This is a genomic window from Delftia sp. WSY_10 (genome assembly GCF_043104705.1).
Taxonomy (GTDB): domain Bacteria; phylum Pseudomonadota; class Gammaproteobacteria; order Burkholderiales; family Burkholderiaceae_C; genus Comamonas; species Comamonas tsuruhatensis.
Window position 1 is genome coordinate 1 of record NZ_JBICKY010000055.1, and the last position, 17,259, is coordinate 17,259.

Annotated in this window: 17 protein-coding genes; 12 read left to right on the plus strand and 5 right to left on the minus strand. The window is 65.8% G+C overall.

Going from position 1 to position 17,259, the window contains the following annotated elements; genetic code table 11:
* Nucleotides 1–97: 97 nt before the first annotated feature.
* The gene (locus tag ACF8ML_RS22520) at nucleotides 98–865 is read right to left on the minus strand and encodes a class II glutamine amidotransferase (RefSeq protein WP_026062477.1); all 768 of its coding nucleotides are present in this window, start codon (nucleotides 863–865) and stop codon (nucleotides 98–100) included.
* A 99-nt stretch (nucleotides 866–964) separates the two neighbouring features.
* Here ACF8ML_RS22520 and ACF8ML_RS22525 point away from each other — a divergent pair, with 99 nt between their 5' ends.
* Nucleotides 965–1,633 carry a hypothetical protein gene (locus tag ACF8ML_RS22525; protein WP_392408014.1) on the plus strand — a complete coding sequence of 223 codons (669 nt, stop codon included), beginning with the start codon at nucleotides 965–967 and terminating at the stop codon, nucleotides 1,631–1,633.
* 63 nt (nucleotides 1,634–1,696) lie between these two features.
* Here ACF8ML_RS22525 and ACF8ML_RS22530 read toward each other — a convergent pair whose 3' ends face one another.
* The 3 genes from ACF8ML_RS22530 to ACF8ML_RS22540 form a co-directional block, all read right to left on the minus strand.
* The gene (locus tag ACF8ML_RS22530) at nucleotides 1,697–1,885 is read right to left on the minus strand and encodes a 4-oxalocrotonate tautomerase (protein WP_012202595.1); all 189 of its coding nucleotides are present in this window, start codon (nucleotides 1,883–1,885) and stop codon (nucleotides 1,697–1,699) included.
* Nucleotides 1,886–1,902: 17 nt separating this feature from the next.
* Entirely contained in the window at nucleotides 1,903–2,157 is a 255-nt protein-coding gene (locus ACF8ML_RS22535; RefSeq protein WP_082145387.1) for a cysteine-rich CWC family protein, read from the minus strand.
* Between the two features lie 80 nt (nucleotides 2,158–2,237).
* Nucleotides 2,238–4,430 carry a malate synthase G gene (locus tag ACF8ML_RS22540; protein ID WP_047327966.1) on the minus strand — a complete coding sequence of 731 codons (2,193 nt, stop codon included), beginning with the start codon at nucleotides 4,428–4,430 and terminating at the stop codon, nucleotides 2,238–2,240.
* Between the two features lie 304 nt (nucleotides 4,431–4,734).
* Here ACF8ML_RS22540 and ACF8ML_RS22545 point away from each other — a divergent pair, with 304 nt between their 5' ends.
* The 9 genes from ACF8ML_RS22545 to ACF8ML_RS22585 all read left to right on the plus strand — a co-directional run bounded on the left by ACF8ML_RS22545 (nucleotide 4,735) and on the right by ACF8ML_RS22585 (nucleotide 13,347).
* A complete protein-coding gene (locus ACF8ML_RS22545; protein WP_026062476.1) occupies nucleotides 4,735–5,670 on the plus strand; it encodes a LysR family transcriptional regulator in 936 nt (311 codons plus the stop codon).
* Nucleotides 5,671–5,698: 28 nt separating this feature from the next.
* Complete coding sequence (locus ACF8ML_RS22550; protein WP_392408015.1) at nucleotides 5,699–6,304, plus strand: DUF3016 domain-containing protein; 606 nt, start codon at nucleotides 5,699–5,701, stop codon at nucleotides 6,302–6,304.
* A gap of 129 nt (nucleotides 6,305–6,433) precedes the next feature.
* Nucleotides 6,434–6,880 carry a DUF2214 family protein gene (locus tag ACF8ML_RS22555; RefSeq protein ID WP_016450692.1) on the plus strand — a complete coding sequence of 149 codons (447 nt, stop codon included), beginning with the start codon at nucleotides 6,434–6,436 and terminating at the stop codon, nucleotides 6,878–6,880.
* A gap of 54 nt (nucleotides 6,881–6,934) precedes the next feature.
* Nucleotides 6,935–8,632: an arginine--tRNA ligase gene (gene argS, locus ACF8ML_RS22560; protein WP_016450693.1), complete on the plus strand. Its 1,698-nt coding sequence runs from the start codon at nucleotides 6,935–6,937 to the stop codon at nucleotides 8,630–8,632.
* A gap of 20 nt (nucleotides 8,633–8,652) precedes the next feature.
* The gene (locus tag ACF8ML_RS22565) at nucleotides 8,653–9,315 is read left to right on the plus strand and encodes an SPOR domain-containing protein (RefSeq protein WP_047327968.1); all 663 of its coding nucleotides are present in this window, start codon (nucleotides 8,653–8,655) and stop codon (nucleotides 9,313–9,315) included.
* Nucleotides 9,316–9,396: 81 nt separating this feature from the next.
* Nucleotides 9,397–10,047, plus strand: a complete 651-nt coding sequence (locus tag ACF8ML_RS22570; RefSeq protein ID WP_016450695.1) for a thiol:disulfide interchange protein DsbA/DsbL — start codon at nucleotides 9,397–9,399, stop codon at nucleotides 10,045–10,047.
* A 172-nt stretch (nucleotides 10,048–10,219) separates the two neighbouring features.
* Entirely contained in the window at nucleotides 10,220–10,882 is a 663-nt protein-coding gene (gene lptA / locus ACF8ML_RS22575) for a lipopolysaccharide transport periplasmic protein LptA (protein WP_016454602.1), read from the plus strand.
* Nucleotides 10,879–11,676 carry an LPS export ABC transporter ATP-binding protein gene (gene lptB, locus ACF8ML_RS22580; RefSeq protein WP_016450697.1) on the plus strand — a complete coding sequence of 266 codons (798 nt, stop codon included), beginning with the start codon at nucleotides 10,879–10,881 and terminating at the stop codon, nucleotides 11,674–11,676. Before lptA ends, lptB begins: the two co-directional genes overlap by 4 nt.
* A 54-nt stretch (nucleotides 11,677–11,730) precedes the next feature.
* A complete protein-coding gene (locus ACF8ML_RS22585; protein WP_016454603.1) occupies nucleotides 11,731–13,347 on the plus strand; it encodes an RNA polymerase factor sigma-54 in 1,617 nt (538 codons plus the stop codon).
* Nucleotides 13,348–13,368: 21 nt separating this feature from the next.
* Here the strand turns inward: ACF8ML_RS22585 and rtcR are convergent, their stop codons facing one another.
* Nucleotides 13,369–14,994, minus strand: a complete 1,626-nt coding sequence (gene rtcR, locus ACF8ML_RS22590; protein ID WP_213757686.1) for an RNA repair transcriptional activator RtcR — start codon at nucleotides 14,992–14,994, stop codon at nucleotides 13,369–13,371.
* A 697-nt stretch (nucleotides 14,995–15,691) separates the two neighbouring features.
* Between rtcR and ACF8ML_RS22595 the strand changes: the two genes are divergently transcribed.
* Together ACF8ML_RS22595 and ACF8ML_RS22600 are read left to right on the plus strand one after the other, a co-directional pair.
* On the plus strand, nucleotides 15,692–16,831 hold the full coding sequence (locus tag ACF8ML_RS22595; protein ID WP_392408018.1) for a slipin family protein: 1,140 nt from the start codon (nucleotides 15,692–15,694) through the stop codon (nucleotides 16,829–16,831).
* 56 nt (nucleotides 16,832–16,887) lie between these two features.
* A partial coding sequence (locus tag ACF8ML_RS22600) for a hypothetical protein (protein WP_392408019.1) occupies nucleotides 16,888–17,259 on the plus strand: 372 nt, incomplete at its 3' end.

Below are 17,259 nucleotides of genomic sequence, written 5' to 3' on the forward strand. Positions count from 1 at the left end.
TGCAGGAAACGGGGAAACAGGCTGAACAGCCAAAATGGACAACCCAAAAAAAGAGAGCGCTGACGCGCTCTCTTTTTATTCCTGAATGCGCAATGGTTCAAAGCGGCAGGCATTCGCCCTGTACAAAGACCTTGAGTTCGCCCGACTGGATTGAGGTCCAGGTCTCATTCTTGGTCAATGGCGCCGTGACGATGATGGCCACGCGGTCCTGGGGTGTGGTTTCCCGGGCGAAGTCCACGGCCAGGTCTTCATCCGACAGATGGGCCTGGGCAAAGGGGTGGCGTCGTTCGATATAGCACAGGTGCGTGGTGGCATGGGCCCACAGCGCTTCGCCGTTGGACAGCAGGAAATTGAAGGTTCCATGCGGCGAGATGCGCCTGGCCAGTTCGCGCAGCGTGTGGGTGAGTTCCTGCACGCTGGGCAGGCCGGCATGCGACTTCCACAGCTCCTGGAGAATCCAGCAGAAGGCCTGCTCGCTGTCGGTGTTGCCTACCGGATGGAAGTGGGCATGTAGTTTGGGAGCGAAGCCCTTGAGATCCCCGTTGTGGGCGAAGACCCAGTTGCGGCCCCACAGTTCACGCACGAAAGGGTGGCAGTTCTGCAGGCTTACCGCGCCCTGCGTGGCCTTGCGGATGTGGGCGATGACGTTGCGGCTTTTGATCGGGTACTCGCGTATCAGCTTGGCGATGGGTGAGTCGATGGCGCGCTCGTAGCCCACGAAGTGGCGCAGGCCCTTGTCCTCGAAGAAGGCAATGCCCCAGCCGTCCGTATGGTCGCCGGTATTGCCCGCGCGCTGGGTGAACCCCGAAAAGCTGAAGCGCACGTCGGTGGGCGTGTTGCAGTTCATTCCAAGCAGCTGGCACATGGCGGTATCGTTGTTTGCGTAGTTCAAGCCATAGCCTAACGCCTGGCGCAGCAGCTGCAAGCACAATGCGGTTCAACGGCAAAAAAACGGAAGAAACCCATGCCCATCCTCTGTCTGCATACGGCGCACAGCAACGCCGTGATCTTCGAGCAGGCTGCTGCCGAACTGGGCTGGCCGGCCCACTCAATCGTTCATCAGGTGCATGAGGAACTGTTGTTGGAGGCGGAGGCTGCTGGCGGCATGGATGCGGCGCTTCGGCGGAAAACAGCAGGGCAGCTTGATGCGCTGGCAGACCCTGCCGATATCGATGCCGTGCTGCTGACCTGTTCGACCCTGGGTCCGGCTGTGGCGGATTGCCTCAGTGACAAGGTCTGGCGTGCCGATGGCATGCTGGCACGCAAGGTGGCTGCTGCCTTGCAGAGAGATCCCCAGTCACGCATTGCACTGCTGTGTGCTGCTCCCACGACGTATGAAGCCACGCGCGATCTGTTCGTGCAAGCGTTGCTGTCTGGCGATGCACATCTGCGCCTGCAGCTGCAGTGTGTCGAAGGCGCATGGGCGCTTTTCCGTAGAGGCGATCTCTCTGGCTACCAGGCACGGATGACCGATGCCGCTTTTCAAGCCTATGCGGGCGGCGCCGCCCAGGTGGTTTTGACCCAGGTTTCCATGGATGGGGTTGCCAGGTACTGGCAGGCCAGAGACTCCCATCCTGTGCCGTGGACCGTGGCTGCCAGTGCGCTGCAGGCACTTGGAGAAATGCGCAAGTAAAGCTGCAGCTTCATGGAAAAAGGCAGCCGAAGCTGCCTTTTGCATGCGTTGGAGGAAAAGTCCTCAGCTGCGTTCGGACCAGAGCTTGCCGCCCGTGGCCCAGTTTTCGCGCTTGATGTCGGTGATCAGGATGTCCACCGATTCGGGCGAGCCGCCGAGGACTTCTACCGAGACGCGCGTGATCTCTTCGACCAGCTTGCGCTTTTGTTCGACGGTGCGGCCTTCCATCATTTCGACGTGGTACGTGGGCATGTCAATCTCCTCAGGGATCAAGTTCTAGGGGGTTGGGTCGGCGACATCATATCGGCCGACGCGGGCGGTCGAGGCTTGTCGGTGCCAAGTGCGCAGGCGGGACACAGGCAGGCCTTGTTGCGCAGGGGCTCCGGAATGCGGGCCAATGCATCGGGTGCCACCGGCGTGTCCATGCACCAGCAGTTCAGCGGATCCACGCCCGCAAGAATGGCGCACTGATTGCTGCGGCCGCACAGCGGACACAGGCTGGCATCGGGGGGATGGGCACTCATCGTGGTTCTGAGTGTAGATCCATGAAAAAAGCACCTCAGGCAAGCCTGGGTGCTTTTTCAAGCGCCGGGCGCCGCCCGCGTCAGGCGGCGGCCTTGACCTTCAGGCGCCAGGCATGCAGCAGGGGCTCGGTGTAGCCGCTGGGTTGCTCCTTGCCCTTGAAGACCAGGTCACAGGCGGCCTGGTAGGCCATCGAGGTGTCGAAGTGGCCGGCCATGGGCTTGTACAGCGCATCGCCCGCGTTCTGCTGGTCGACCACGGCGGCCATGCGCTCGAAGGTCTCGCGCACCTGCGCCTCGGTCACGATGCCGTGCTGCAGCCAGTTGGCGATGTGCTGGCTGGAGATGCGCAGCGTGGCGCGGTCTTCCATCAGGCCCACGTTGTGGATGTCGGGCACCTTGGAGCAGCCCACGCCCTGGTCCACCCAGCGCACCACATAGCCGAGGATGCCCTGGACGTTGTTGTCCAGCTCCTGCTGCTTTTCAGCCGCGCTCCACTTGTCTTCCTTGACCACGGGCACCTGCAGCAGGTCGGCCAGGATGTTGGCGCGCTCGGCGTCGGCATTGGTCTGCTCCAGCTGCTTTTGCACCTCGGCCACGTTGACCTGGTGGTAGTGCAGGGCGTGCAGCGTGGCGGCCGTGGGCGAGGGCACCCAGGCGGTATTGGCGCCGGCCTTGGGGTGGCCGATCTTTTGCTCCAGCATGGCCTTCATCAGGTCGGGCATGGCCCACATGCCCTTGCCGATCTGCGCCTTGCCGCGCAGGCCCAGGCCCAGGCCCACGAGCACGTTGCTGCGCTCATAGGCGGCCAGCCAGGCGCTTCCCTTCATGTCGGCCTTGCGGACCATGGGGCCGGCATACATGGCGGTGTGCATTTCGTCGCCCGTGCGGTCCAGGAAGCCGGTGTTGATGAAGGCCACGCGCGATGCGGCAGCGGCGATGCAGGCCTTGAGGTTGACGCTGGTGCGGCGCTCCTCGTCCATGATGCCCAGCTTGACGGTGTTCTCGGGCAGGCCGAGCACCTTTTCCACGCGGCCGAACAGCTCGCTGGCGAAGGCGGCTTCCGCAGGGCCGTGCATCTTGGGCTTGACGATGTAGACGCTGCCCGTGCGCGAGTTGCGGATGCCGTTGGCGCCCAGACCCTTGATGTCATGGACGGCGATGGCCGTGGTGACCATGGCGTCCAGGATACCTTCGGGGATTTCCTTGCCGTTGCCCCAGAGGATGGCCGGGTTGGTCATCAGGTGGCCGACGTTGCGAACGAACATCAGCGAACGGCCATGCAGCCTGACGGGCTTGCCGTCGGCGCCGGTGTACTCGCGGTCTGCATTCAGGCCGCGCGTCATGCTCTTGCCGCCCTTGTCGAAGGTCTCGGTCAGCGTGCCCTTGAGGATGCCCAGCCAGTTGGCATAGCCCACCACCTTGTCCTCGGCATCCACGGCCGCCACGGAGTCTTCCAGGTCCAGGATGGTGGACAGGGCGGCTTCGACCACCACGTCGGCCACGCCGGCGGCATCGGTCTGGCCGATGGCCGTGGTCTTGTCGATGCGGATGTCGATGTGCAGGCCGTTGTTGAGCAGCAGCACGGAAGAGGGCGCTGCGGCATCACCCTGGTAGCCGACGAACTGGGCGGTGTTCTTCAGGCCCGTGGTGCCGCCGTTCTTGAGCGCGACGACCAGCTGGCCAGCTTCCACGCGATAGCCGGCGGCATCCTTGTGCGAGCCCGAGGCCAGCGGGGCGGCCTGGTCCAGGAAATCACGTGCGAAGGCGATGACCTTGGCGCCGCGAACGGGGTTGTAGCCCTTGCCCTTTTCCGCGCCGCCGTCCTCGCCGATGGCATCCGTGCCGTACAGCGCGTCATACAGCGAACCCCAGCGCGCGTTGGCGGCGTTGAGCGCATAGCGGGCATTGAGAATGGGCACGACCAGCTGGGGGCCGGCCTGGATGGCCAGTTCCGCATCCACGTTGGTGGTGGTCGCCTTGGCATCCTTGGGCTGCTCGACCAGATAGCCGATCTGCGTCAGGAACTGCTGGTAGCCGGCCATGTCGGTGATGGGGCCGGGATGGGCCTTGTGCCAGGTGTCCAGCTCGGCCTGCAGGCGGTCGCGTTCGGCCAGCAGGGCAGCATTGCGGGGGGCGAGGTCGTTGACGATCTCGTCGAAGCCTTTCCAGAATGCCTCGGGCGCGACACCCGTGCCCGGGAGCACTTGTTCATTGATGAAGCGGTGCAGCTCTGTGGCCACCTGCAGGCTGTGGGCTTGGGTGCGATCGGTCATGGTGGGAACCCCGGTTGGATGGATGGAAAGACTGGCCTGGACCCTTTACGGGCCTGACTATAAGGAATACTTTATTAGATTTATTTGCGTACATAAATAGACCATAAATCTTAAAACTCGTGACTTTTACGCAAAAATGTGGGAAGGTTATGCGCCTGCCAAAACCATCGGAAATTGGCATGCAGCCCGGTGCGAAGGGCAAATGGCAGACAGCCAGTGCCTACTGCGCAAAAAGGCGGACCCCAGGAGACAGGCATGCATGCGCATGCCCCACAAGAACACGGAAAAGAAACGGACAGCAGTCATGGACAAGCTCAAGGCATTCGAGTCATTCGTATCGGTGGCCACGCGCGGCAGCCTCACGGCAGCGGCCAAGGCGGAAGGCGTGGCGCCAGCCATCATGGGGCGGCGACTGGATGCCTTGGAAGAGCACCTGGGCGTCAAGCTCATGGTGCGGACCACACGCCGCATCTCGCTCACGCACGAGGGCAGCGCTTTTCTCGAGGATTGCCAGCGCCTCTTGTCCGATGTGTCCAACGCCGAGGCCAGCGTCAGTGCGGGCGGGGTCAAGGCCACAGGACATCTGCGCATCACGGCGCCGGCAGGCTTTGGTCGGCGGCATGTGGCGCCTCTGGTGCCGCGTTTTCGGGACCTGCACCCCGATGTGACGATTTCCCTGAATCTGAGCGACCGCGTGGTCGATCTGGCCGGTGAGGGCTTTGACTGCGCGGTGCGGGTAGGCGACCTGCCCGACTCGGCCCTGGTCAGCGTGCGCATCGCCGACAACCGGCGCCAGTGCGTGGCCACGCCCTCCTATCTGGAGCGCCGCGGCACGCCGCGTCACCCCAGCGAGCTGACCCAGCATGACTGCCTGACGCTGTCCAGCGATGCCTCGCAGACGCGCGGCTGGGCCTTTCGCATTCCGCACCCGGACAGCGGTACCAGCGAAGTCGTGCATTTCAAGCCGGGCGGTCCGCTGGACTGCTCCGACGGCCAGGTGCTGCACGACTGGTGCCTGGGCGGCTGGGGCATTGCCTGGCGCAGCACCTGGGAGGTGGAGGCCGAGATCGCCGCCGGGCGCCTGGTGGCGGTGCTGGAGGAATTTGCGGCCCCACCGAACGGCATCTTCGTGGTCTTTCCCCAGCGCAAGCACATGCCGCTGCGCGTGCGGCTGTGGATCGACTATCTCAAGCACCATTACGAGCAGCCGGAATTCTGGCGTCGAACCCACGCGGCCTGAGCAGGCCGCCCAGCAAGGAGGAATGAGCATGGCAGTGTCGATCGCGAAGAAAGCGATATCCGCAACGCAGGTCGCGCCCCCCGCAAGGCGGCGCTGGATGTGCATGGCGCTGGGCGCCGCCTGCCTGGGGATGGTGGCGGGCTGTGCCGTCCAGGGGCCGGAGCAGGGCAGGGCCGCAGGGGCCCGCCAGGGGGCGGTGCCTGCGGGCATCGTGAGCGTCACCTTTGACGACCCTTCGCGCTTCGACGCCTCGCGCAGCGGTCCCGGGGAGACCGACAAGGCGCGCCGTGCCTGGGTGGACGCACTGGCCCAGTTCCTGGCCGAACGGGCCGCGCCCAGGCTGCCCCAGGGCCAGCGGCTGGAAGTCTACCTCACCGATGTGCAGCGTGCCGGCAGTTTCGAGCCCTGGCGCGGACCCCAGGCCGCCGATGTGCGCATCGTCCGCGATATCTACCCGCCGCGCATCGACCTGCGTTTCAAGCTGCTGGATGCCGACGGAAAGCTGCTGCGCGAGGGCAGCCGCCAACTGCGCGATGCGACCTTCATGATGCGCCCCGACCTGTATCCCAACGATCCCCTGCGCTACGAGAAGACGCTGCTGGATGACTGGTTGCGCGCGGAACTGCCGAAGTAACGACGCAAGAGCCGGCGCGACGGGAGGACCGCAGTGGTCTACCGATTGTCTCGGGCATCCCGATGGCGGTCGCCGTTTCTGGCGTAATGCAGCATGGCCCAAGAGGCTCAATTTCTATACGGATTCCCCATGACGATAGAAGCCATTCTGGCCAGCCTTCACCTGCTGGCCATCCTCACCTTCGTGGTGTTCCTGTCCAGCCAGGCGGCGCTGTGCCGCAGCGAGTGGATGAGTGCCGCCGTGGTCCAGCGCCTGGCGCGGCTGGACATGATCTACGGGCTGGCGGTGGTGTTCCTGGTGCTCACCGGCATTGCGCGCCTGGTGTGGGGCGTCAAGGGCATGTCCTGGTACGTCTCGCAGCCACTGTTTCATCTGAAGATGACTTTGTTCGTGGTCGGCGCCGTGTTGTCGATCAAGCCCACGCTGGCCTTCCGCCGCTGGCGCCGCGCGCTGGATGCCGGCCAGGGACTGCCCCAGCCTGCCGAGGTGGCCAGCACGCGCCGCTGGGTGATGTGGCAGGCGCATGTGGTGCCTGTGATCGCGGTGGTGGCGGTGTTCTGGGCGCGGGGCATGTAGGCCCGGTTTTCCTGTCTGGCGGCATGGGGCGGGCCTGCCACGTAGAATCCGCCGATGCTCTCCGTCAAACAGGAACTGCTCGCGGCTCTGGCCGGCGAGCTTGAAACTTTGTCGCCCGGCGCCGGTGCCCGTGCCGCTTTCGAATCCCCCAAGGTGGCTGCCCATGGCGATTTCGCCTGCACGGCCGCCATGCAGCTGGCCAAGCCACTCAAGCTCAATCCGCGCGCGCTCGGTGAACAGCTCAAGGCTGCGCTGGAGGCCACGCCGGCTTTCCAGCGCTGGGTCGATGCCATCGAGATCGCCGGCCCCGGCTTTCTGAACATCCGTCTCAAGCCCGCCGCCAAGCAGCAGATCATCCGCGAAGTGCTGGGACAGGCCGAGAAATTCGGCTGGCAGGCCGACCGTGGCGCCAAGATGCTGGTCGAGTTCGTCTCCGCCAACCCCACCGGCCCGCTGCACGTGGGCCATGGCCGCCAGGCCGCGCTGGGCGATGCCATCTGCAACCTCTATGCCACCCAGGGCTGGGGCGTGCACCGCGAGTTCTACTACAACGATGCGGGCGTGCAGATCGACACGCTGACCAAGAGCACGCAGCTGCGCGCCAAGGGCTTCAAGCCCGGCGACGAATGCTGGCCCATCGATCCCGAGAATCCGGAAAGCAAGGCCTTCTACAACGGCTCCTACATCCAGGACATCGCAGACGATTTCAAGGCCTGCAAGACCGTCAAGGCCGATGACCGCGAATTCACGGCCAACGGCGATGTCGAGGACTACGACAACATCCGCCAGTTCGCCGTCGCCTATCTGCGCAACGAGCAGGACAAGGACCTGCAGGCCTTCAACCTGCACTTTGACGAGTACTACCTCGAATCCAGCCTCTACACCAACGGCCATGTCGAGGACGCGGTGCAGCGCCTGATCGCGGGCGGGCACACCTACGAACTCGACGGCGCGCTCTGGCTCAAGTCCACCGACTACGGTGACGACAAGGACCGCGTGATGCGCAAGCAGGACGGCAACTACACGTACTTCGTGCCCGATGTCGCCTACCACATCCAGAAGTTCAAGCGCGGCTATTCCAAGGTCGTCAACATCCAGGGCACGGACCACCACGGCACCATCGCACGCGTGCGCGCCGGCCTGCAGGCCGCCGACGTGGGCATTCCGGCCGGCTATCCCGACTATGTGCTGCACACCATGGTGCGCGTGGTGCGTGGCGGCGAGGAAGTCAAGATCAGCAAGCGCGCCGGCTCCTACGTCACGCTGCGCGACCTGATCGAGTGGACCAGCAAGGATGCGGTGCGCTTCTTCCTGCTGTCCCGCAAGCCCGACACCGAGTACACCTTCGACGTGGACCTGGCCGTGGCCCAGAACAATGACAACCCCGTGTACTACGTGCAGTACGCCCATGCGCGCATCTGCTCGGTGCTGGCAGCCTGGGGCGGCGATGCGGACACGCTCAAGGACGTGGACCTGTCGGCGCTGGAAGGCCCGCAGGCCCAGGCGCTGATGCTGCAGCTGGCCAAGTACCCGGCCATGCTGACTTCGGCCGCAGAAGGCAATGCGCCCCACGACGTGACCTTCTACCTGCGCGAACTGGCCTCGCTGTACCACAGCTACTACGACGCGGAACGCATCCTGGTGGACGATGAAAAGGTCAAGCTCGCCCGCCTGGCGCTGATCTCGGCCACGCGCCAGGTATTGCACAATGGCCTGGCAGTGCTGGGCGTCTCGGCCCCGCAACGCATGTAACTTCGAGCGACAAGCCATCTATGAAGACACAGCAACGTGGGGGCACCGTCATCGGTCTCATCATCGGCATGATCGTCGGGCTGGCAGCAGCCCTGGCCGTCGCCGTCTATGTGACCAAGGTGCCCGTGCCCTTTCTCTCCAAGGGCGGCAAGACGGCCGACCAGGACGCGGCAGAGGCCCAGCGCAACAAGAACTGGGACCCCAACGCACCGCTGCAGGGCAAGAACCCGGCGCCGCCACCACCGGCTGCCGTCACGCCCAGCCTCCCCGGCAGCACCACGCCAGCAGCGCCCACCCCGCCCGCCGTGGCCGGCGGCGTGACGCCGCCGCCGGCCAAGCCCGAAACCAAGGCCGATGGCAAGACCTCCGCCGACCCGCTGGGGGATCTGGTGAAAGCGCGTTCCGCCGCTGCCGAGAAGACGGAAAAGGCCGAAAAGGCCGAGGCTGCCTTCAACTACTTCGTGCAGGCCGGCGCCTTCCGCAGCCAGGGCGATGCCGATGCGCAGCGGGCCAAGCTGGCCATGCTGGGATGGGAGGCGCGCGTGAGCGAGCGAGAGCAAAACGGCATCACCATCTTCCGCGTGCGCGTGGGTCCGTTCACCAAGCGCGACGATGCCGAGCAACTCAAGCAAAAGCTCGATGGCGCCGGGGTCGAGTCCACGCTGGTGCGCGCCGCACGCTGAAACAGCGTTGAGCAAGAGCGCTGAACTTTTTGGCAAACCCCAGCCTCCTAATCTGCAGCATTGAACGAGGAGTTTGTTTTGATGAATCGCCGCGACTTTTCCCTGGCTGCCTCGGCAGCCGCTGCCAGCGCGCTGACGCTGGGCACCTCCGCCGCACAGGCCCAGGCGGCAGCGCCCAAGGAGGGCAAGGACTACATCAAGCTGGCCAAGCCCGCACCCACCAGCGCCGGCGCCGGCAAGGTCGAGGTGGTCGAGTTCTTCTGGTACAGCTGCCCGCACTGCAATGCATTCGAGCCCACCTTTGCCGCCTGGAAGAACCAGGCGCCGGCCGACGTGGTCGTGCACCGCGTGCCCGTGGCCTTCAACGCCAGCTTCGTGCCCCAGCAAAAGCTGTACTACGCCTTTGAAGGCATGAACCTGCTGGACACCATGCATGCGCGCGCCTTCCACGCCATCCATGTGGAACGCAACCGCCTGGCCAAGGACGACGAGATCTTCGCCTGGGTGGGCAAGCAGGGCGTGGACGTGGCCAAGTTCAAGGAGGTCTACAACTCCTTCACGGTCTCCAACCAGGTGCGCAAGGCCACCCAGCTGCAGCAGGACTATGACGTGGAAGGCGTGCCGGCCATGGGCGTGGCGGGCCGCTACTACACCGATGGCACCAAGGCCGGGAACATGACCAATGTGCTGCGCGTGGTCGATCAGCTGATCGCCACCAGCCGCAAGGGCTGAGGTCCGGGCCTCGGCCCAGACCACCCGTGACAGGCCCGCCATTGAGCGGGCCTGTCGCTTTTGGAAACCTCTTTTTGTGCCTTCGTGTCAGCGCTTTGCCCCCCGGCTTGAAAGACGCCAGGAACGGTTGCGCGCGACACCCCCTACAATGGATGCAAGAAGCGTGCCCTCCATGAAACAACGACTTTCCCCCCTCCTGCTCGCAGCCGCCCTGGCGGCTTTCGCCGGTTTGGCCCAGGCCGAAAAGGCCGACAGCACCAAGCCCATGAACATCGAGGCTGACGCGCTGCGCCATGACGAACTCAAGCAGACCAGCGTCTTCACCGGCAACGTGGTGATGACCAAGGGCACCATCGTGCTGCGCGGTGCCCAGCTCGACGTGCGCCAGGACCCCGAAGGCTTTCAGTACGGCGTGGTCACGGCCGAAGCGGGCAAGCGCGCCTTCTTCCGCCAAAAGCGCGACACCGTTCCCGGCCAGCCTGAGGAATTCGTGGAAGGCGAGGGCGAGGTCATCGAATACGACGGCAAGGCCGATCTCGTGAAGTTCATCCGCCGCGGCGAACTGCGGCGCTATCGCGGCGGCCAGCTCAGCGACGAGATCACGGGCTCCATCATCGTCTACAACAACCTCACCGACGTGTTCACCGTCGATGGGCAAAAGACCAGCGGCGGCCAGCCCAGCTCCACCGCCGGCCAGGGCGGGCGCGTGCGCGCCGTGCTGGCGCCCAAGGAGGGCACACCGGGCTCGCAGCCGCGCGCTCCCGCCGCAGGCGCGCCGGGCACATCCCTGCAGCCCAGCAACACCCTGGACAGCCTTGGTGGTACCAAGCGATGAGTACCGAGGCCTCAGCCCCCGCTGCCCACGCTTCCTCCCCACGCGCCGAACAGGGCAGCAGCCTGCAGGCGCGCCATCTGGCCAAGTCCTACGGCAGCCGCAAGGTGGTCAAGGATGTGTCGCTGTCCGTGAAGAAGGGCGAGGTCGTGGGCCTGCTGGGCCCCAACGGCGCGGGCAAGACCACCTCGTTCTACATGATCGTGGGCCTGGTGCGCAGCGACGGCGGCGACATCTTCATCGACGGACAGGCCGTGGGCAACATGCCCATCCACCAGCGCTCGCGCCTGGGCCTGTCCTACCTGCCGCAAGAGGCATCGATCTTTCGCAAGCTCAGCGTCGAGGACAACGTGCGCGCCGTGCTGGAGCTGCAAAGGGATGAGCAGGGCCGGCCGCTGGCGCGCAGCGTCATCGAGGAGCGCCTGACGGCGCTGCTGCAGGAACTGCGCGTGGACCATCTGCGCGCATCGCCCGCGCTGGCGCTGTCGGGCGGCGAACGCCGCCGCGTCGAGATTGCACGTGCCCTGGCCACGCAGCCGCGTTTCATCCTGCTGGACGAGCCCTTCGCCGGCATCGACCCCATCGCCGTGATCGAGATCCAGCGCATCATCGGCTTTCTCAAGGCGCGCGGCATCGGCGTGCTCATCACCGACCACAACGTGCGCGAGACGCTGGGCATCTGCGACCATGCCTTCATCATCAGCGACGGCCATGTGCTGGCCCAAGGCACACCCGAGGAGATCGTGGACAACGCCGAAGTGCGGCGCGTCTACCTCGGCGAACACTTCCGGATGTAGCGCCATGCCCTGCCTGGCCCGTCTGCGAGATTGCCTGCGCGAAGGAGCTGCCGCTTGAAGCCCGGACTGTCGCTGCGCGTCTCCCAGCATCTTTCGCTCACCCCGCAACTGCAGCAGTCGATACAGCTGCTGCAGCTGTCCACGCTGGAGCTGGCGCAGGAAGTGGAGCAGATGCTGGGCGACAACCCCTTCCTGGAACTGGCGAACGACGACGGCGACCACGAAGCGGCAAGCAGCGCCCCGGAGCCTGCGGCGCCCGGCGCCGACGCCGCGGACTCCTTCCAGGAAAGCCGTGCGGACCAGCCATCGGCTGCGGTGGAATGGGAGGCGCCGTCGGACACATCCTCCGGCGATGCCGTCGAGACCTCCGGCACGGCCGAGTCCCTGAGCTGGGAAGGAGATGGCCAGACCAACTCGGGCAACGACGACCGCGACTGGGGCAGCGATGCGCCTTCCAGCCGCACGCGCGGCCAGGGTGACGATGACGAGACCGATGCCACCGAGCTGGCACGCAGCGCAGAAAGCCTGACCGACCATCTGCACCGCCAGGCCCTGAGCCTGCGCCTGGGCGAGGTGGATCGTGCCGCGCTGCGCTTTCTGATCGAGAACCTCAACGACGACGGCTACCTGGAAGACCCGCTCGACGAGCTGGCACAGGGCCTGGCGGGCGACGACCTGGAGGAGTGCGAGGAACTGGTGCACCGCTTCACCGTGGCGCTGCGCCTGTTGCAAAGCCTGGAGCCGGTGGGCGTGGGCGCGCGCGACCTGGCCGAATGCCTGACGCTGCAGCTGCGCGACCAACTGGCCGATGCCGAGCGCGAAGGCGACGGCAGTGCCGAGGACGAAGATCGGCAGGCCGTGCTGCGCACCGCGCTGGACATCTGCGCCCAGCCCATGGACCTGCTGGCGCGGCGTGACCTGCGCAAGCTCGCCAGCCTGTGCGGCGCGCGCGAGGAGCGGCTGCGCGAGGCGATGGTCCTGATCGCCCGGCTGGAGCCGCGCCCTGGCCGGCGCTTCGCCGACGTGCAGCGCCAGATCGTCGTGCCCGATGTCATCGTGCGCCCGGTGCGCATGGGTGCGGGACGCATGGAGTTCAGCGTGCAACTCAACCCCGATGTCATGCCCAAGCTGCGCGTGCACGACATCTATGCCAGCGCGCTGCGCAGCCACCGGGGCAGCGAAGGCCATGCGGCGTTGCAGCAGCGGCTGCAGGAGGCGCGCTGGTTCATCAAGAACATCCAGCAGCGCTTCGACACCATCCTGCGCGTGTCGCAGGCCATCGTGGAGCGCCAGAAGAACTTCTTCGTGCATGGCGAGCTGGCCATGCGCCCGCTGGTGCTGCGCGACATTGCCGATGCGCTGGGCCTGCATGAGTCCACCATCAGCCGCGTGACCACGGCCAAGTACATGGCCACGCCGCAGGGCACCTACGAACTCAAGTATTTCTTCGGCTCGGGGCTGGGCACCGAGGCGGGCGGCAACGCGTCGAGCACGGCCGTGCGCGCGCTCATCAAGCAGTTCGTCGCAGCCGAGGACCCCAGGAAGCCGCTGTCGGACAACCAGCTGGCCGACATGCTCAAGGAGCAGGGCATCGAATGCGCACGGCGCACCGTGGCCAAGTACCGCGAACTGCTCAAGATCCCCCCGACCACGCTGCGCAAGGCGCTGTAGCCGCGCAGGGCGCGCACGCTCTCAGGCCGCAGGCGCGCGGCCGGCCACGTCATCCCATTTGAGGCCGAATTTCAGCAGGTACTTGCGCAGGCGGTCGGCATCGTTGACCACGCTGCGCTGGGTGCGTGACTGGTCGAACAGGCGGCGCCCCGCATCGGACAGCGAGGGCGATTGCCTGCACACGCGCAGCACCGCTTCGAGCTGCATGCGGTCGAACAGATCCATCTGCTCCAGCCTCTCGGCGGGCAACAGCGCATCAAGGCCGCAGCCGGCGCCGGCGGGGGCGGGCTGCGCTGCCTCGCCCCGTTGCCACAGCCACTGCATGCGCTGGATCTCGGCATCGACCAGGGCCGTGGAGATGCGCCCTCCGTCAGCCAGCGTGGCCAGCCGCGTCATGCTGGCCGACAGGTCGCGGAAGTTGCCGCTCCACAGCGCCTCGGGCGAGCGCGCAAAGCGCAGATAGCGCTCGCGGGCCTCCACATTGAAGCGCACCATCTGGCCGGTCTCGTCGGCCGAGCGCGCGAGCAGGTGGTCCATGTTGGGTTCTATGTCCTCGGGGCGCCCGGCCAGGCCCGGCAGCGCGTAGGACCACAGGTTGATGCGCGCGAACAGATCCTCGCGAAAGCGCCCCTGCGCCACGTCGATGCGCAGGTCGCGGTGCGTGCCGGCGACCAGCTGGAAGTCGCTGCTGACCTCGCGGTCGCTGCCCATGGGATAGAAGCGCTTTTCCTCCACGGCCTTGAGCAGCATGGCCTGTTCGTCCAGGCCCAGCTCGCCGATTTCGTCCAGGAACAGCACGCCCTGGTGCGCGCTGCGCAGCAGGCCGGCGCGGTCGGCCGCAGCGCCCGTGAACGCGCCCTTCTTGTGGCCGAACAGCACCGAGGCCGCGCCATCGCCGCGCAGCGTGGCGCAATTGACCTCGACGAACTCGCCCTGCACCTGGTGCCTGGCCTTCTTCAACTCGTACATGCGCCGCGCCAGATGCGATTTGCCCGCACCCGTGGGACCCGTGAGCAGGATGGGCGCGCGCGAGCGCACGGCCACGCGCTCGATCTCGTCGATCAGCGCGTTGAACCCGGCATTGCGCGTGGCGATGCCGCTCTTGAGAAATTGCACGGCCTCGCTCTGCTCGGCGCCGAAGCGCTGGGCGATCACGTCGTAGCGCGACAGGTCCAGGTCGATCAGCGCATAGCTGCCCGGGTCGCCCATGCGCTGGCGCCGGGGTGGCGAGGTCTGGGCCAGCACGCCGGGAATGCGGCGCGACTCCACCAGCAGGAACAGGCAGATCTGTGCCACGTGCGTGCCCGTGGTGATGTGGGTCCAGTACTCCTCGCGCTCGGGGTCGAAGCGATAGGCCTGCGTCCAGTCGAACAGCCGCGCATAGACCTCGCCGAAATCCCAGGGATCGGCAATGTCCATGGGCACGAGGTTCACCCGGGTCTCGGGCGATGCCGTGGCGATGTCGCCCTGCAGCAGCTGCGCCAGGGCCAGATGGGGCGGCGTGTAGAGCAGCTCCAGCCGCTCCACCACCAGATCCTCGTGCTGCATGAGGGAGAGGGTCGGCCGCCATTTTTCCCAGCGCCCCGCGCCCCTGCCGGAGTCCAGCTGCGTACCCAGAAAACCGATGACGACCTTTTTCTTTTCCATGTTTTTGTCTAGTTGGATAGCTGAAATTCTAGTTTCTTTGGATTGAAGAAGAAATCAAGGAAAGTGTGATTTGATATTTATCCAAATAAATCAATGGGTTGAAGAATTTTTTGGCGCCGGATGCCAGGCTGGCACGCATCTCGCAATAAGCAAGGCATCCAGTGCAGGCGGTGACCGCTCACAGGCCGGGGTTGGGGCAAACGCCTGCCCCGCCGGTGCGGGAAGTCCGGGCCCCCAGGGGCCTGTCGATTTCCCGCATGCCGCACGCCGCAGGCGCTGGGTAACGGCAAGGTTGTGGAAACCGTCCCGCAAGGGACGTCTGGTTCGACTCCAGGCTTGCCAGCCACTGGTAGCTCAGTCTGGTAGAGCACCCTCGCAAGAGGACTGTCGCAGGTTCGATTCCTGTCCACTCTTCCGGCCGCAAGGCCGGGCTATTGAAACGGTCGAAAGACCACCCGCCGAACGCGGGAGGTGGCCGCCGGGTTGCGATGCAGCCCCAGGCCGCCCCCCGTCAGCCGCGGCGGCTGTGCCAGGTCCCGGCATGGTCCGCGCCCGCAGCCAGCCACGCTGCAACCTGTTTCCAGGGTTGCCGCCACGGCGCACTGCAAGGCCCGGGCCGTGCCCCCTGGAACCCCGCCGCTGCTGTAACGGCACCCCTATTGATTGCGGCGAAGACGCCGAACGAGGAGAAGAAGAAATGCTGAAGATCCAACGCATCACCATCAAGAAGAACGAACGGGCCCTGCTGCTGCGCAATGGCGATTTCGAGCGCGTGCTGCACAGCGGCCGGCACTGGCTGTTTGCCGGCACCGACCAGCTGCGCGTGGAAACCTTTGCCCTGGAGCAGCCCGCCTTCACGCACGGCCTGGCCGACTACCTGATGGCGCAGGAGCCCACCGTGGTGGCCGCCGAATTCCTGCGCGTGGAACTGTCCGAGACCGAGGCGGGCCTGCGCAGCGAAAACGGCGTGCTGGTCGAGATCCTGCCGCCCGGCACGCGCCGCCTGTACTGGAAGGGACTGGTGGATGTGAGCGTGCAGGTGGTCGACCTGCAGGCCGGCGCCGAGCTGCCCGTCGCCCTGGCGGCGCGCCTGACCCAGACGCAGCTGCGCCAGCGCAGCGTGTCCGGCCTCAACGGCGTGCTGCAGGTGCAGGTGCCCGCAGGCCAGTGCGCGCTGCTGACCATCGACGGCAAGGTGGACCGCCTGCTGCAGGCCGGCAGCCATGCGTTCTGGAAGTTCGGCCGCAGCATTGCCGTGGAGCTGGTGGACCTGCGCCTGCAGGCCGTCGAGGTCTCGGGCCAGGACATCATGACCCGCGACAAGGTCAGCCTGCGCCTGAACCTGAGCGCCACCTATCGCCACACCGACGTTCTGCGCGCCTTTGCCCAGCTGCAAAAGCCTGCCGAGCACCTGTACCGGGAGCTGCAGTTCGCGCTGCGCGCCGCCGTGGGCACCCGCACGCTCGATGAGCTGCTGGAGAACAAGACGGTGATCGACGACGTGGTGACCGCGCACATGGCGGCCAAGCTGCAGCCCTTCGGCATGGTGGTGGAGAGCGTGGGCGTGAAGGACATCGTGCTGCCCGGCGAGATGAAGGCCATCCTGACCCAGGTGGTGCAGGCCGAAAAGCAGGCCCAGGCCAACGTGATCCGCCGCCGCGAGGAAACGGCGGCCACGCGCTCGCTGCTCAACACCGCCAAGGTCATGGAGGACAACCCCGTGGCCCTGCGCATGAAGGAGCTGGAGACGCTGGAACGTGTGGCCGAGCGCATCGACAAGATCTCCGTGTTCGGCGGGTTGGACCAGGTGCTCAACGGGCTGGTGAAGATGCGTTGACCGGCAGGCTGGTCGGCACACAACGGACAACGAAGAAACAAAAGAGAGGTACGGCCATGGCCGCATTCGAAGAACTATGGAGCTATGAGGTGGGCAAGGCGGGCTGGGCGACGTTGAAGTTCAGCACGTCCGAGGAGGAACTGGTGTGTGCCGTGTCCTACCTGCATGATTCGCTGGGTGATCTGGCCGCCATGGCGCTGGCCTTGGCCAAGGGCGCGCACCGCGCTGCCGCCGTGTTCATGGACGAGCCCGGCGAAGTGCACCTGAGCATGGAGGGGGACCGCGACACCCTTTCCTACGAGCTGCGGCAGTACGCGGACTGGGCCAGCTGGGGCATCACCGCCATGGATGACTATGAAGTGCTGGCCCGTGGGCAGGTGGCCCGCGAGGACGTGGTGCGCAGCGTGTACCGCGTGCTGGACGGTATT

What these genes read in the sequence shown, in the direction of transcription:
- ACF8ML_RS22520 (WP_026062477.1), bottom strand. Translation starts at nt 865, where the DNA reads ATGTGCCAGCTGCTTGGAATGAACTGCAACACGCCCACCGACGTGCGC.
- ACF8ML_RS22525 (WP_392408014.1), top strand. Translation starts at nt 965, where the DNA reads ATGCCCATCCTCTGTCTGCATACGGCGCACAGCAACGCCGTGATCTTC.
- ACF8ML_RS22530 (WP_012202595.1), bottom strand. Translation starts at nt 1,885, where the DNA reads ATGCCCACGTACCACGTCGAAATGATGGAAGGCCGCACCGTCGAACAA.
- ACF8ML_RS22535 (WP_082145387.1), bottom strand. Translation starts at nt 2,157, where the DNA reads ATGAGTGCCCATCCCCCCGATGCCAGCCTGTGTCCGCTGTGCGGCCGC.
- ACF8ML_RS22540 (WP_047327966.1), bottom strand. Translation starts at nt 4,430, where the DNA reads ATGACCGATCGCACCCAAGCCCACAGCCTGCAGGTGGCCACAGAGCTG.
- ACF8ML_RS22545 (WP_026062476.1), top strand. Translation starts at nt 4,735, where the DNA reads ATGGACAAGCTCAAGGCATTCGAGTCATTCGTATCGGTGGCCACGCGC.
- ACF8ML_RS22550 (WP_392408015.1), top strand. Translation starts at nt 5,699, where the DNA reads ATGGCAGTGTCGATCGCGAAGAAAGCGATATCCGCAACGCAGGTCGCG.
- ACF8ML_RS22555 (WP_016450692.1), top strand. Translation starts at nt 6,434, where the DNA reads ATGACGATAGAAGCCATTCTGGCCAGCCTTCACCTGCTGGCCATCCTC.
- argS (WP_016450693.1), top strand. Translation starts at nt 6,935, where the DNA reads ATGCTCTCCGTCAAACAGGAACTGCTCGCGGCTCTGGCCGGCGAGCTT.
- ACF8ML_RS22565 (WP_047327968.1), top strand. Translation starts at nt 8,653, where the DNA reads ATGAAGACACAGCAACGTGGGGGCACCGTCATCGGTCTCATCATCGGC.
- ACF8ML_RS22570 (WP_016450695.1), top strand. Translation starts at nt 9,397, where the DNA reads ATGAATCGCCGCGACTTTTCCCTGGCTGCCTCGGCAGCCGCTGCCAGC.
- lptA (WP_016454602.1), top strand. Translation starts at nt 10,220, where the DNA reads ATGAAACAACGACTTTCCCCCCTCCTGCTCGCAGCCGCCCTGGCGGCT.
- lptB (WP_016450697.1), top strand. Translation starts at nt 10,879, where the DNA reads ATGAGTACCGAGGCCTCAGCCCCCGCTGCCCACGCTTCCTCCCCACGC.
- rtcR (WP_213757686.1), bottom strand. Translation starts at nt 14,994, where the DNA reads ATGGAAAAGAAAAAGGTCGTCATCGGTTTTCTGGGTACGCAGCTGGAC.
- ACF8ML_RS22595 (WP_392408018.1), top strand. Translation starts at nt 15,692, where the DNA reads ATGCTGAAGATCCAACGCATCACCATCAAGAAGAACGAACGGGCCCTG.